15 protein-coding genes are annotated in these 15,264 nt (G+C 36.1%); 7 read left to right on the forward strand and 8 right to left on the reverse strand.

Annotation, left to right across the window (positions count from 1 at the left end; genetic code table 11):
* Positions 1-165 precede the first annotated feature (165 nt).
* Positions 166-1,431, reverse strand: coding sequence for a transcription termination factor Rho (gene rho / locus FS875_RS03725; RefSeq protein ID WP_012232634.1), 1,266 nt, complete (start codon positions 1,429-1,431; stop codon positions 166-168).
* A gap of 556 nt (positions 1,432-1,987) precedes the next feature.
* On the opposite strand from rho, the gene FS875_RS03730 reads away from it, so the two are divergent.
* From FS875_RS03730 to polA, 6 genes are all read left to right on the forward strand, one after another.
* The gene (locus tag FS875_RS03730; protein ID WP_144753226.1) at positions 1,988-2,812 is read left to right on the forward strand and encodes a pyruvate, water dikinase regulatory protein; all 825 of its coding nucleotides are present in this window, start codon (positions 1,988-1,990) and stop codon (positions 2,810-2,812) included.
* Between the two features lie 9 nt (positions 2,813-2,821).
* Positions 2,822-3,418 carry a Maf family nucleotide pyrophosphatase gene (locus FS875_RS03735; protein ID WP_144753230.1) on the forward strand — a complete coding sequence of 199 codons (597 nt, stop codon included), beginning with the start codon at positions 2,822-2,824 and terminating at the stop codon, positions 3,416-3,418.
* Positions 3,411-4,292: a shikimate dehydrogenase gene (locus FS875_RS03740; RefSeq protein WP_144753233.1), complete on the forward strand. Its 882-nt coding sequence runs from the start codon at positions 3,411-3,413 to the stop codon at positions 4,290-4,292. The genes FS875_RS03735 and FS875_RS03740 overlap by 8 nt, the downstream gene beginning before the upstream one ends.
* Complete coding sequence (gene coaE / locus FS875_RS03745) at positions 4,289-4,876, forward strand: dephospho-CoA kinase (RefSeq protein ID WP_144753236.1); 588 nt, start codon at positions 4,289-4,291, stop codon at positions 4,874-4,876. The genes FS875_RS03740 and coaE overlap by 4 nt, the downstream gene beginning before the upstream one ends.
* A gap of 4 nt (positions 4,877-4,880) precedes the next feature.
* On the forward strand, positions 4,881-5,588 hold the full coding sequence (dnaQ, locus tag FS875_RS03750; protein WP_144753239.1) for a DNA polymerase III subunit epsilon: 708 nt from the start codon (positions 4,881-4,883) through the stop codon (positions 5,586-5,588).
* 308 nt (positions 5,589-5,896) lie between these two features.
* Positions 5,897-8,806, forward strand: a complete 2,910-nt coding sequence (gene polA, locus FS875_RS03755; RefSeq protein ID WP_144753241.1) for a DNA polymerase I — start codon at positions 5,897-5,899, stop codon at positions 8,804-8,806.
* Positions 8,807-8,816: 10 nt separating this feature from the next.
* Here polA and FS875_RS03760 read toward each other — a convergent pair whose 3' ends face one another.
* The 7 genes from FS875_RS03760 to ihfB form a co-directional block, all read right to left on the reverse strand.
* Positions 8,817-9,677 carry an endonuclease/exonuclease/phosphatase family protein gene (locus FS875_RS03760; protein WP_144753374.1) on the reverse strand — a complete coding sequence of 287 codons (861 nt, stop codon included), beginning with the start codon at positions 9,675-9,677 and terminating at the stop codon, positions 8,817-8,819.
* Positions 9,678-9,788: 111 nt separating this feature from the next.
* The gene (locus FS875_RS03765) at positions 9,789-10,562 is read right to left on the reverse strand and encodes a Bax inhibitor-1/YccA family protein (RefSeq protein WP_144753244.1); all 774 of its coding nucleotides are present in this window, start codon (positions 10,560-10,562) and stop codon (positions 9,789-9,791) included.
* Positions 10,563-11,393: 831 nt separating this feature from the next.
* Positions 11,394-11,897: a signal peptidase II gene (lspA, locus tag FS875_RS03770; RefSeq protein ID WP_144753247.1), complete on the reverse strand. Its 504-nt coding sequence runs from the start codon at positions 11,895-11,897 to the stop codon at positions 11,394-11,396.
* Positions 11,894-12,742: a TrmH family RNA methyltransferase gene (locus tag FS875_RS03775; protein WP_144753250.1), complete on the reverse strand. Its 849-nt coding sequence runs from the start codon at positions 12,740-12,742 to the stop codon at positions 11,894-11,896. Before FS875_RS03775 ends, lspA begins: the two co-directional genes overlap by 4 nt.
* Before the next feature lie 2 nt (positions 12,743-12,744).
* A complete protein-coding gene (locus tag FS875_RS03780; protein ID WP_144753377.1) occupies positions 12,745-13,677 on the reverse strand; it encodes a class I SAM-dependent methyltransferase in 933 nt (310 codons plus the stop codon).
* A gap of 160 nt (positions 13,678-13,837) precedes the next feature.
* Positions 13,838-14,134, reverse strand: a complete 297-nt coding sequence (locus tag FS875_RS03785; RefSeq protein WP_144753252.1) for a lipopolysaccharide assembly protein LapA domain-containing protein — start codon at positions 14,132-14,134, stop codon at positions 13,838-13,840.
* A gap of 7 nt (positions 14,135-14,141) precedes the next feature.
* Positions 14,142-14,420, reverse strand: a complete 279-nt coding sequence (gene ihfB, locus FS875_RS03790) for an integration host factor subunit beta (RefSeq protein ID WP_144753255.1) — start codon at positions 14,418-14,420, stop codon at positions 14,142-14,144.
* Positions 14,421-14,605: 185 nt separating this feature from the next.
* Between ihfB and lptC the strand changes: the two genes are divergently transcribed.
* Complete coding sequence (lptC, locus tag FS875_RS03795; protein WP_144753258.1) at positions 14,606-15,247, forward strand: LPS export ABC transporter periplasmic protein LptC; 642 nt, start codon at positions 14,606-14,608, stop codon at positions 15,245-15,247.
* The last annotated feature ends 17 nt before the right edge of the window (positions 15,248-15,264 follow it).

A 15,264-nucleotide genomic window follows, 5' to 3' on the forward strand; every position in this document is an offset into this window, starting at 1 on the left:
GCAAACAACCACAAAGCGTTTTAACAACATTTACAACATGAGGACCAGAAAGCCGAATGACCGCAACCCCTGAAGGCAACAATCCACTCGAAACAGCAAAGATTGTATCCACAGGATGTATCCTAACAAAAAAACTTAATATTTCCCAAAAAAAACTTGATGTTTCTATGTATTCATTGAATCAAAGAATTCACTATTGTTTTTCGTTTGTTTTAATTTATCAATCAAAAATTCAATTGCATCCGTTACATTCATAGGTGCTAAAATACGGCGAAGTACGAAAATTTTATGTAAATCTTGCCGTGCTACTAAAAGCTCTTCCTTACGCGTTCCTGACTTCAAAATATCCATAGCAGGGAAAATACGCTTATCAGCAACTTTTCGATCAAGAACGATTTCCGAATTACCTGTTCCTTTAAATTCTTCGAAAATAACCTCATCCATACGACTACCGGTATCAATCAAAGCTGTGGCAATAATAGTTAAAGACCCACCTTCTTCAATATTGCGTGCTGCACCAAAAAAACGTTTAGGACGCTGTAGGGCATTTGCATCCACACCACCTGTTAAAACCTTACCAGAGGAAGGAACAACCGTATTATAGGCGCGCCCCAAACGTGTAATCGAATCAAGAAGAATAACAACATCACGACCATATTCAACGAGGCGTTTAGCTTTTTCAATAACCATTTCAGCCACTTGTACGTGACGTATAGCTGGTTCATCAAAAGTAGAAGAAACAACTTCTCCTTTTACGGAACGTTGCATATCAGTAACTTCTTCTGGCCGTTCATCAATTAAAAGAACAATAAGATAACATTCAGGATGATTAGTGGTAATAGAATGCGCAATATTTTGAAGGAGAACTGTTTTTCCTGTCCGAGGAGGCGCTACAATAAGTCCTCGTTGACCTTTTCCCAATGGAGATATCAAATCAATTACGCGCGACGACATATCCTTCTCTGTAGGATCTTGTATCTCCATTTGGAAACGTTCATTTGAATAAAGAGGCGTAAGATTATCAAAGTGAATTTTATAACGAATTTTTTCAGGTTTTTCAAAATTAATGGTATTAATTTTAAGAAGAGCAAAATAACGTTCCCCTTCTTTAGGACTCCGTATAGGACCCTCAATGGTATCGCCTGTTTTTAAAGAAAATGACTGAATTTGTGCAGGTGAAAGATAAATATCATCAGGTCCTGGAAGATAATTAGCATCAGCAGATCGCAAAAATCCAAATCCATCTTGTAAAACTTCTACAACACCTTCTCCGATAATTTCTACATCTTGTAGAGCAAGTTTTTTCAAGATAGCAAACATTAATTCTTGTTTGCGCATTAGGGAGGCATTTTCAACTTCTAATGTTTCAGCAAAAGAAACAAGTTCAACAGGATTTTTGCTTTTAAGTTCTTGTAGTTTCATTTTTTGCATGAAAGATGCTCTTTAAATTAAGGGAGAATTACCTTGAACAATTTATGGAGATTTTATAGAACGAAATATTCTCAAGAAAAAAACATTTTACACTCAATTTTTTTAATCTGCAAGTACCATTTATATGAAATTTATTCGCATAGCATCAAGAATATTACATAAAAAATATAAAATTCGATATGGACTTTAATTATCTTATAAAAAATATAATTTTAACTTATAGCATTCATAAAGTGTTGTTCAAGAGTATTTTTTCCAAAACTTTTTATTAATAAATTTATATTACAGAAAGGGATTATTTTTATTTAAAACTGTGTTTAGTGTGAATTATTATTTACACTTTATTTGTCCTCAATTTTATCCACAGAAGAGAAGAAAAAAAGGATAGAAATAACACTATCTTAAAGGCACTATCCCCTCTTTTCTCTTAAAAGAGGTTTTAGATTATCACAAGGGATTTATCTGTGTATAATAATGGAAGATTTTTTCTAAATTTTAGTCTTATAAAAAAGGTTAAGGATATATACACATGTCTTAACAAGGAGTTAAAATTTTTGTGACAAAAGAAAAAAAATTCTTTCATTTACATATGCTTTCTGATGCAACGGGGGAGACATTAATTTCTGTTGGAAGAGCTGTAGCATCCCAGTATACAACGATTCAGGCAACAGAGCATATCTATCCTATGATTCGTAATAAAATACAGTTACAAAAAGCTCTTGATGAAATACAACAAGAGCCTGGTATTGTTCTTTACACAATAATTGATGAAGAACTTAAACTTCTTCTTCAAAAAAGATGCGAAAAAATAAAAGTTCCCTATATTGATATATTACATCCTGTTTTAAATGCTTTTCAATCTTATCTTGGGATGCCAACTCACTTACGTGCGAGTGCACAACATGATCTTAATGCGGATTATTTTCGCCGTATTGAGGCATTGGATTTTACAATAGAGCACGATGATGGACAATCTTTCAGTAGCTTATCTGAAGCGGATGTAATTCTTGTAGGAATTTCAAGAACCTCTAAAACGCCAACAAGTATCTACTTAGCAAATCGTGGAATTAAGACAGCTAATGTTCCCCTTATTCCAGGTATTGATTTACCAGAAGCTCTTTTGGAAGCAAAAAATTCTTTAATTATTGGTTTAATTGCTTCAGCTGAAAGAATCTCACATATTCGCCAAAATCGTGACTTGGGAGAAGGTTTTGCTCTTGATAGTTATACAAATCGTATTAACATAGCTGAAGAATTAATCTATGCAAAACGCATTTGCGAACGTTTTGGTTGGCCCATTATTGATGTGACAAGGCGCTCTATTGAAGAAACTGCAGCGGCAATATTTGAGCTTTTATCACGATTTCGTGAAGGAAAGTGAAAGAGTCTCATGGCTATAAATAGGTTGATATTAGCATCTCTTAGTTTTTATCGTGCACAATTATTAAAAAAAGCAGGTTTAAATTTTTTGATTGAAGGAGCTTCTTTTGATGAAAGAGAAATAGAAAAAAAAGCAAAAGAAAAAACTCCTAAAGAACTCAGCTGTTTTCTTGCGAGTGCAAAGGCAAAAAATGTTTCTAATCGTTTTTCTGATGCTTTTGTTATTGGTTGCGATCAAGTGCTTGATTTGGAAGGTCAAGTTCTTCATAAAGTCACAAATAGTAAGGAAGCACATCAGCGTTTACGTGATTTATCAGGAAAAAAACATTCTCTTCATAGTGCAGTCGCTTTATTTCAGAATGGTCAGGAAATTTGGGTAGAATCTTTTAGTGCACATATGTCAGTACGTCCTCTTTCATCAGAGTTTATTGAACGTTATTTAGCGCGCGTGGGAACAGATGTTTTTAACAGTGTAGGAGTCTATCAAATTGAAGGAGAAGGGATTCAACTCTTTGAAAAAATTGATGGGGATTTTTTTACCATTGTTGGTTTACCTTTGTTGCCCTTACTCATAAAATTGCGTCATTTAGGGGTTATTGATGGTTAATTTAATAAGAAAGCATGAAACAACAGGAGATCCATGTGCTTTTGTTGTTGGTGCTCCTATTCATCATTCAAAATCGCCAAAAATTCATAATTTTTGGCTTAAACAATATAACCTGCAAGGCAAGTATATTGCACAAGAAGTAACATCTGAAGAATTTAGAGATTTTTTCACATCTATAAAAAAAAGGGGGTTTTGTGGAGGGAATATCACGCTACCCCATAAACAGGAAGCGTTTCATTTAGCAAATTATAAAGATGATGTAGCAACAATGATCGGTGCTGTTAATACGCTTTGGTATGAAGGAAATAAACTTTGTGCCACAAATAGTGATTCTTATGGTTTTAGTGCGAATCTTGATGATTTTGCTCCTGATTGGGTGGGAGAAACAGCAGTTATTTTTGGGGCAGGTGGTGCTGCACGTGCTGTTCTATACGCCTTAAAAGAACGTGGATTTGAACGCATTTGCTTAGTTAATCGTACAAAGGGGCGGGCAGAAGATTTAGCACAGCATTTCGGAAAACCTGTGGAAGTTCACGATTGGCAGAATACAGATAAAATACTTTACCAAGCTGATTTAATTGTCAATACGACTTCTATAGGTATGACAACTCTATCTGAGGAAAAAGAAACTTCTTTTTTTTGTGATTTTCATAAAGCAAAAACAACGGCATTGGTAACAGATATTGTTTACACACCATTGCTAACGCCTTTTCTACAACAAGCAAAAGCACATGGTTTAAGGACTGTTGATGGGCTTGGTATGCTTTTACATCAGGCTGTTTTAGGATTTGAACTCTGGTTTGGAATAAGACCACAGGTTACAAAAGCATTACGAGCAGCAATTTTACAGGATATGGGTGAAAAGGTGGAATGAAAATCATAGGGTTGACCGGATCAATTGCTATGGGAAAATCAACAGTTGCTGATTTTTTCAAGCAAGCGGATATTCCTGTTTTTAACGCTGATGAAGCAGTACATCAACTTTATAAGAGTGAACCAGCTGTATCACTCATAGCACATATATTTCCCAATGTTGTTGAGGATGGAAAGGTTAACCGCCTAAAGCTTTCTAAAATTTTGATAAATGATCGTGAAAAATTACAAATTTTAGAAAAAATAATACATCCTTTAGTGCAAAAAAAAGAAAAAGAATTTATTGAGACAGCACGCCAACAGGAAAAGGAATTAGTTGTTCTTGAGATTCCACTTCTTTTTGAAACAAATGGTGAAAAACGTGTAGACAGTATTGTTGTTGTCTCTGCGCCACGAGCAATACAAAAAGCACGTGCGATGATTCGCCAAGATATGAATGAAGAAAAATTTTCTTTTATTGATGCCAGGCAAATGTCTGATGAAGAAAAACGTAAACGTGCAGATTTTATTATTGATACAGGAAAAGATTTAGAGAATACACGTAGACAGGTTTTGTACGTGATAAAAAATTTACTAAAGAATTGAAATCATGCGTGAAGTTATTTTTGATACAGAAACAACAGGTTTAGATAAAGAAAAAGATCGCATAATCGAAATCGGTTGTGTGGAGATGGTTGATCGTTATCTTACAGGACGCCGATTTCATGTTTATTTGAATCCACAAGGTGTTATCATTCCTGATGAAGTTATAGCGATCCATGGATTGACCAATGAACGCCTAAAAAATGAAAAAAGCTTTAGCGATATTGCTGATGAATTTTTGGAATTTATCAATGGCGCAACAATGATTGCCCATAATGCAAGTTTTGATATAGGTTTTATTAATGCAGAATTAAAACGCGTCAATAAGCCGCTTATTAGTGTTGATAATATTCTTGATACATTGGCTATGGCAAGGCGTAAATTTCCTATGGGTCCTAATTCTCTTGATATTTTATGCAAACGTTTTGGAATTGATAATAGTCATCGTGTTCTTCATGGTGCTTTGCTTGATGCAGAGATTCTCGCCGATGTTTATATTGAACTAATTGGTGGAAAGCAGGGTACATTGGGTTTTGAGAACAAAAGAAGTGTTAATGAACATACTAAAAATGATAAAGATACACCTTATGCAGTTAAATCTCGTCCGCAGGCTTTACCTTCAAGATTGAGTGCACAGGAAAAAAAGTTACATGCTGATTTTATCAATAAAATGGGTGAAAAAGCTCTGTGGAATAATTTCAAAATTCATGAATAATATCCCTATCTTTTTTCTAAAAATAAAATACGGATATCAAAAAAAACGGTCGTTGTGGGGAGGGGAACACCACAACGACCTTGTCGCTACATCGTACCTCAGCTATCATAGGAGGAGCAAAATGAAAGCTATTAATCCTGTAACAGCAAAGAAAAGCTCTAGGTACGTAATATAAAATGTAACGACTTCATGTCTTATGAAAAGAAAAAATGGCTTTTTAGAGGCAAAATGAAAAAAATAAAATAAAAGTGAAAAAAATATATAAGGGGAATGTGTTTTTTTAGCTGAAATGGAGAAATAAAATTGTCATGAAAGCAACAGATCATCTTTTGTTGGTTGATGGATCAGGCTATGTTTTTCGTGCTTACTATGCTTTACCGCCTTTAAAACGTAAAAAGGATGGACTTCCTATAGGAGCAGTAGCTGGTTTTTGTAATATGTTATGGAAATTACTCTGTGATGCTCGTAACACAGCGACAGGTATTATTCCAACACACTTTGCTGTTATTTTTGATTATTCATCTGATACTTTTCGAAAACAAATCTACCCTCAGTATAAAGCGAATCGCTCTGAACCTCCCGAAGATTTAATTCCTCAATTTGCGTTAATACGCCAAGCAACAAAGGCTTTTAATTTGCCTTGTATTGAAAAGGAAGGATTTGAAGCAGACGATTTAATTGCGACCTATGCAACATTAGCAACAAAAGTTGGTGCAAAAACAACGATTATCTCTTCTGATAAGGATCTTATGCAACTCGTCAATAAGCATGTATCCTTGTATGATGGAATGAAAGACAAACATATAGGTGTCTTAGAAGTTATAGAGAAATGGGGTGTTCCTCCTGAAAAGATGATCGATTTACAAGCATTAATTGGAGATACAACCGATAATGTACCAGGTATTCCAGGCATTGGTCCAAAAACTGCTGCGCAATTATTGAATCAATTTGATTCTCTTGATCTTTTATTACAACGTGTGACTGAAATTAAACAAACAAAACGACGTGAAAATATTCAAGCTTATAGTGAACAAGTTAAAATTTCTCGTGAACTCGTTCGGCTTAAAACAGATGTCCCTGTAAATAATAATTTAGATGATTTTATTTTAGAACCCCAAGATGGCCCGCGTTTAATTGGTTTTCTGAAAGCAATGGAATTTTCAACACTCACGCGTCGCGTGGCAGAAGCAACATCATGTGATGCAGCAGCTATTGATGCCCTTGATATAGCTGTTGAGTGGGAAAAATCTGAAAAGGAGCGTGATTCTACTGTAAAAAAAGAAGATAGCACACTTCCTCATAACTTTTCTGAGAATTCTCCACAACAGTTAGCAGAAAAACGCAAAGATCAAGCACTAACTCAAAAAATTACAAGAGATGCTTACACAACGATTCTTGATGAAGGCGTTTTGAAAGAGTGGTTATGGCAAGCAGAAGAGCAAGGCTTTTTTGCATTTGATACAGAAACAACTTCCCTTGATCCTATGCAAGCAAAGCTTGTTGGCTTTTCCTTAGCATTGCAGCCAGAAAAAGCGGCTTATGTGCCTCTTGAACATGTTGAAGGGGGAGAAGATGATCTTTTGGGAGGGGCACGTATTGCAGAACAGATTAAAACCGAGAAGGCTTTAGCACTTTTAAAGCCAATATTGGAAGATTCTGCGGTGTTAAAAATTGGTCAGAATGTAAAATATGATTGGTTAGTGATGAAACAATATGGCATCGTAATGCGTTGTTTTGATGACACCATGTTGTTATCTTATGCTTTAGATGCTGGAACATTAACGCATAATATGGATGATTTATCTAAGCGTTGGCTTGGACATACACCAATTGCCTATAAAGATTTAACACATAATGGAAAAAAGATCACTTCTTTTACACAAGTAGATTTGAAACAAGCAACGCTTTATGCGGCTGAAGATGCTGATGTAACGCTGCGTTTGTGGCAAGTTTTAAAACCGCAGCTTGTCGCTCAAGGAATGACTAAAATCTATGAACGTCTTGATAGACCGCTCATAGAAGTTCTCGCAAGAATGGAAGAACGTGGAATTCTTATTGATAAGCAGATTTTATTGCGTCTTTCAGGAGAATTAGCGCAAGCTGCTACTCTTTTAGAAGAGGAAATTTATCAACTCGCGGATGAGAAATTCAATCTTGCTTCACCAAAGCAATTGGGTGATATCCTTTTTGGTAAAATGGGATTGCTTGGAGGAGCCAAAACTAAGGGGGGGCAGTGGTCAACTTCTGCACAGACTTTAGAAGAATTGGCAGCTGAAGGTCATATTTTGCCACGTAAAATTATTGATTGGCGCCAGCTTACAAAACTAAAATCGACTTATACAGATGCTTTGCCTTCTTATATTTTACCAAAAACCGGACGTGTTCATACGAATTATTCTTTGGCAACAACATCAACGGGGCGGTTATCATCATCAGAACCAAATTTACAAAATATTCCGGTACGGACCGTGGAAGGGCGTAAAATTCGCACAGCTTTTATTGCTCCCAAAGGACATGTGTTACTTTCGGCAGATTATAGTCAGATTGAATTGCGTATTCTTGCCCATATTGCGGATATAAAAGCATTAAAAGAAGCTTTTGCTAAAGGACATGATATTCACGCTATAACGGCGTCAGAAATGTTTGGCATTGCGATAGAGGGAATGCCTTCAGATACACGACGGCGTGCAAAAGCGATTAATTTTGGTATTATTTATGGTATTTCAGCTTTTGGATTGGCCAATCAATTAGGAATTTCACGCCAAGAAGCAGGTCGTTATATTCAACTTTATTTTGAAAGATTTCCGGGAATTAAAGATTATATGGAAAAAACTAAAAGCTTTGCACGTGAAAATGGTTATGTAGAAACAATTTTTGGACGTCGTATCCATTATCCAGAAATAAAAGCAAAGAATGTAAAAATTCGTTCTTTTAATGAGAGAGCGGCTATCAATGCTCCCATTCAAGGTTCTGCGGCCGATATTATTCGCCGCGCCATGATACAGATGGAAGATGCTTTAAAAGAAAAAAATCTATCAGCAAACATGTTACTTCAAGTGCATGATGAACTGATTTTTGAGGTACCAGAAGAGGAGAGTGAAAAAACCATGGCTGTTGTTAAAAATGTTATGGAAAATGCTACAATGCCGGTTTTATCTTTATCTGTACCCCTTGAAGTGAAAGTCATGACGGCTCAAAATTGGGATGAGGCTCATTAACTTTTTTCATTTATTTTTTAAGCATGTTTATCGCATTAGCAAGGTTAAGATAAGCTTTAATAGGTAAATGATCTGAGGCAATGCGTGCAAGTGGTGAATGGTGGTTTTCAAGATTTGTTACCAATTGGTGAGGAAAGGCAAAAACGCGATCAAGTGCTAAAAAGGGAAAGCGAGAGGGAAAACTTGGTACAACTTCAAGTGTGCTATTAAAATAGGGATAAAAATGGTTTAAAGATGAGCCTTTTCCCATCCGCCATTCATTAAAATCTCCAATAAGGAGTGTAGGCATAAGGGAGCGTTTTTGCAAAATTGCAAGGAGCATTTTTGTTTGTTGTTTGCGAGAATAACGTAATAAGCCAAAATGAGCTGCGATAATACGAATAGGACCTGCTGCCATTTCCAATTCTACAATGATAGCACCACGTGGTTCAATGCCAGGAAGAGTGACTTGTAAAGTGTCACGTACATATCCCTTTCGCAAAAAAAGGGCATTCCCATGCCAACCATGACCATGAGGTGACATAGTATCCAGAGGCACAGGGATCAAACCGGTTTCAGCTTTTAACAGCTGAAGATTAATCAAACCAATGCGTTCGCCAAAACGTTTATCTGCTTCTTGAAGAGCAAGGATATCAACTTGTAATTCAGTAATAACACGAACAATTCGTGTAGGATTAAAAATTTTATCAACACCTACACATTTATGCACATTATAAGAAGCAACGGTCAGATCATAATGATTATTTGGATTGAGGATATTTGATGGATGATGAGAGCGGCTGTAGATTGTTTTAAAAAGGGAGTTATGGAGCTTTTGTTGGATAAAATCAGTAAACCAAGGGAGTTTTTGCTTGTAAGGTATTTTTGTCATTTTGCGAAAAGAATAATCCCTAAAAGGCAAAAAATAAAAACTTACACTAAAAACAAAAGGACCTTGTCTCATTTAGAAACAAGGTCCTTTCATTAAGCGCTGTTTTTGCAATCAATCACGGTTTGAACCGAGAAATTGTAGCAAGAAGACAAACATATTGATGAAATCAAGATAAAGACTCAACGCGCCCATAATAACTTTACGACCTTTGGTATCGCCTTGATCCCCTTCATAATACATCAATTTAATATTTTGAGTATCGTAAGCTGTTAGACCAGCAAAGATAAAAACACCAATAACGGAGATAGCAAATTGCAAAGCACTTGATCCAAGAAAAATATTCACAACCATGGAAAGCATCAAACCGATCAAACCTATGAAAAAGAATGAACCCATTGCTGTAAGATCACGCTTTGTTGTGTATCCATAAAGTGAAAGAGCTCCAAAAGTTGCAGCAGAAATGACGAAGGTTTGTACAATGCTCTCTGTCGTATAACGTAAAACGATTGAAGACAGTGAAAGCCCAATTAAAGCAGCATAACCAAAAAAGAGGCTACGAGCAGCATTGGTGCTTAATGTATTAATTTTAAAACTAAGGAATAAAACTGCAACAAGTGGTGCAAACATCACAATATAAGAGAATGGCGATGTATAAAATGTCACTCCAAATGATGTTAAATAAATACTGCTATTGATCTGAGCTGCTGCTTGGCTCATATCTGTTGTCGTTGCTAATGATACAATTGCATAGGCAGCAGCAGCTGTAATAAGCAAACCAATGGCCATTGTATTGTAAACACCCAACATATAGTCACGCAATCCCTGATCAATCGATGCATCAGCATGAGAAGCAGGCGCTGAACGTAAATTTTTAAAATTAGCCATAATATAAAATCCTTTAGCATATGTCCCGTCAGGCATTGGGTTTTTAAGTATCTCTCTCATTGAAGAGACAAACTTTGTATAAGCCTTAATTTGGCGAATACAAAAAACCTTCAGAATCACTGGCGGAATTCCAGCATATTTTCCCCCTTATTATGGAGATTTATTTAAAAATTACAAGAGATTTATCGAAACAAGGAACCTTACAAATTGGTAAGGAAACAGTTCATTTTCATGAAAAATATTTTTATTTTTCGCCATATTTTTACAAAATAAAAGGACGATACTAAAATTTTTTTATTATTTGCCGGAACCCTATAATTCTCACTTACAAAATATCTATCTTTAAGGTGATAAGGAAGTGTCGCGCAGCATCACGCTACTTTTCAGCCTTCAAGATTGCATATGCTCTGCCCTACCAGAATCCCTAATTGAATTGAGTTTTTATATAACACATTGATATATAAATATATTAATTTTTTCATTCTAAATATCTCTCTCCAAAATATCGTAAGATTTTCTGATGACAAACCTGTTTATATTTAATCCATCAAGATTATTTTTTTTTGCACGACATAGGAGTAGAGTTGGCGTGCTAATAAAAAGCTGTAAAATATTTTTTCTTAGAGTGTAACGTGTAGATAAAAAGATATTGATTTCTATTTGAAGTCAATTCTTTTGTATTGAGCGAAGATGGACATGTACAGTTGGAGAAAAAATAAAGTTCTCATAAAGAAAAATATGTAAAACAATCAGCCGCAAGAATTATCTAAGAGAGTTTGTAATCAGGCTTATAATGGTTAAAAATCTCTGTTTTTTAAGGCAATGAGAACATTAATGAGAAGATGTATATTTGGAATGACGTTTTGCTTTCACCCAAGTGCGCAGTTCCTCAATAAGGATAGCAATAACACCAAGTGTGATAAAACTATCTGCAAGATTGAAAATAGCAAAATAAAAAATATCATCAATGTGAAAAAGTATATAATCAGTGACATGATGAAAGCGAATACGATCAATAAGGTTGCCGATTGCTCCTCCAATAATAAGGACAAGACCGAAACGTGTTAAAAATTTATTATATTCAGCATTCTTCCATAACCATAGAAGAAAGATAATTACAATGATTGTGATGGCAATGATTCCCCAATGAGAAAAGGAAGAAAAAAACGAAAATGCAATGCCAGAATTACGCACATGATAAAGGGAAAGGAAAGGAATAAGCGGAATTTCTGTTCCTAAAGGCATATTGTGCATAATCCAGTACTTAACAGCTTGGTCAAGTCCGACCGTAAGGGCTAAGCCAAGGAGAAGAAAAGAGAGTGATTTGTGGATCATATTTTTTCCTCACATGGTTCCAGTGTTAAATAAGGGCGACGGATTTCATAAAGCATAACAGCTGTTGCTACTGCCAGATTAAGTGAGTCAGCGCGTCCACTTTGTGGAATACGCGCAAGTTTATCACATCGACTTGCCAGAATATCTGATAGCCCCTGTTTTTCATTTCCCATTAAAAGGATTATTGGACCATTTTTGAAATCAAGTGTCCGATAATCCAGAGATCCTTTAAGATGCGTGCCAACAATCATGCCTTTAAAGTGAGCTGACCAGTTTAAAAAGGCGCTTTCATCAAAACGATAAAGGGGTATAGAGAAAATAGATCCCATGGTTGCACGAACTGTTTCAGGTGAGAAAGGGTCTGTTGTTTCGCCAATTAAAAAAACACCTTTGGCACCTACAGCATCAGCAGTGCGAATAATGGTGCCAAGATTTCCAGGGTCACGCACACGATCAAGCGCGATGTAAACATCTTTAGCTTGCCTTTGTATTGTTTCAAGAGGTTGCCATTTTTGTTTGAAAATACCAATAACTGTTTGTGGGTTATCGCGCCGAGTAAGTGATTCCATAACCTTTTGTGAGGCTTTTATAACAAAACCACCATTGGCTACAGCGCGTGCAGCAGTATTTTCGATAGTGGCATTACCAATTTCACTTTTAGAAAAAATAAGTGTCTGTATTGTCCAACCGAGATTGAGAGCATCAATGACCAATTTCAATCCCTCTGCCATGAAAAGACCTTCGCGATTACGATTTTTCTTTTGGTTAAGTGCCTTAAGATCTTTTATGATAGGGTTGCTAAGAGAGGTAATTTCTTTCACTCTACCAGTTTTTTGTCCACACATATTCAAGCAATCCAACGGCTAAAAAGAGAAGTAGAAAGGGCGCGCCCTGCAACTTCTTCACGCAAAATGAGTTCTCCTGATTCGACCGTACCACCAAGATTTACAAATGTATCGCGCATTAAAGTATGAAGTGCAAAAAAGGAAGCACGAATGGAATAAGCTGTCAGGACAACTGAGAGCGGTTTATCAGAGAGGAGTTTACGACAATTTGTGATCATGGCTGGTAAATGATCAAACAGTTGCCAAATTTCGCCATGGGGTCCACGTCCATAAGCAGGGGGATCAAGAAGGATCATATCATAGCTTTTTTTGCGACGGAGTTCTCGCTCGACAAATTTTACAGCATCATCGCAAATCCAGCGAATAGAATGATCTGGTAATCCTGCTCTTTCCTGATTAGCTTTTGCCCACGCAATGGCTTTTTTAGAAGCATCAACATGGGTAACGTTTGCACCCGCTCGTGCTCCAATCAAAGAGGCAACCCCTGTATAGCCAAAAAGATTCAATAGTTTTATAGGACGTGCGGCTTTTATGATTTGTTCTTCCATAGAGCGCCAATGGGCATCTTGTTCAGGAAAAACGCCTACATGACGAAAGGAAGTAAAGCGTCCTAGAAAAGACAATCCATTCCAAGAAAGAGGCCATGTTTCACCAAGTGGCTTTTTAGGAAAATGCCAACGACCAACACCTTCTTCATCACGGTTTCCTGTAAAAATAGCATCAACATCAGCCCATTTTTTTTGTGATAAAGCAGGTTTCCATAGTGCTTGACCTTCAGGGCGAATAATTCGATAATCTCCATAACGCTCTAATTTTTGTCCATTTCCAGAATCAATGAGAGCATAGTTTTCACTCATACCTGTTTCTAAAATAAGAGGCAACTTTTCCTGCGGATATCTATTCTTGTAGGAGGATTGAAAACATTGTGCAGGCATGTTTTGTATCATGGTATATGAGGCATAAAAAATTACATTATAAAGCTCTTAAATGTTTCGTAAAAGTGCAAAAGAACTAAAATCAATTAAAACACGTATAGAAACAAACTCTGTATTGACGATAAAATACTAAAGGGAAAACGATTTCATTAAAAGACCATTACACCAGATTTGTGATAGACGTTTTCAATTTTTCAATCTCAGCTTTACTTTTTTTGAGAGCTTTTTTGCATTTATGATAGGAAAACCAACGGATCAGATTTCCTAATAAAATACCAAAACCAAAGAAAATAAAAAGCCATATAAAGAGGGGAGCATGATAAGTAAAACTTTCAGAATTTTCTCGAAAAGGATCAAGGGTTAACGGAACTATTTGACGATTAGCTACGATAAAAACAATCAAAAGCGCTGTGATAATCACACCGATACTTGTTAGAAGAATACGTTTAATAATCATAAGTTTCTCACTGATTAAGACGGTCGCGTAAATCCTTGCCAGTTTTAAAAAAAGGAATCCATTTTTCTTCAACAGCAACGGCTTCTCCTGTTCGTGGGTTACGTCCATTCCGAGCTGAACGGCTCTTTACAGAAAAAGCACCAAATCCACGAAGTTCAACACGATCGCCATTGGCAAGCGCTGTCGAAATTTCTTCAAAAATAGCATTTACAATATTTTCCACATCCCGTTGAAAAAGATGCGGGTTATGATGAGCAATAATTTGTACAAGCTCTGATTTAACCACAATAGCCTCACTTTCACACAAAGAACTTTTTTATAATTGTGCACTTCATGCATATTACAATATATAAATGGATAAAAGCAAAATAAAACCAAGAAAAAGCAAATTTCAAGAAACAAAATTTGAAAATACCTCTTATAAAGGTTATACAGGTTAAAAATGCGGAATATTTAAGAGATTAGGAGAGTATGTCCGTACACAATCATTATGAAGTCTTTTCAACGCAATCATCAGTTGGAGATGTTTTTAAAAAGGCATCTCGTCATTCGCGTCGCATTAGCCTATTAAAAGTTTTTTTACCCCTCTTAGCGTTAGTTTCAGCGCTGGTTTTTTGCTGGTTTACGTTTTTCTTGGTTCCCGTTACTCCTGATCCTATGCCTTTGAATAATGAAGAGAATGGAGTGATCAACTTGACGATACTTAATCCAAAATTAGAAGGTTATACGCGTGCTCATGAACCTTATTGGCTTAAAGCAGAAAAAGCATTTCAAGATCAAACGCGCTCTGGAATAATTGGATTACAAAACATCACAGCGAAAGCATCTATGGGCCAACAAAGGCAATTTTTTCTTGCTGCAAAAGGGGGGATTTACGATAACATTCATGGTTTTTTACAGTTGGATAAGCCATTCACCATTACGACGAATGATGGAATGATAGCGCAATTTATGTCGGCTAATATTAATTTATCTGAGGGACAGTTAAAAACAGATCAACGCGTTAATATTCAGCGAGCCGGTTTTCATCTTGCAGCCAATGCCTTACAAATTCGAGAAAAAGGAAAAAGCATGTATTTCCATGGTGGTGTGCACTTAGTGCTTCAAAAGTAATGACGCAATATCAATAC

It is taken from the genome of Bartonella saheliensis, from assembly GCF_902162175.1.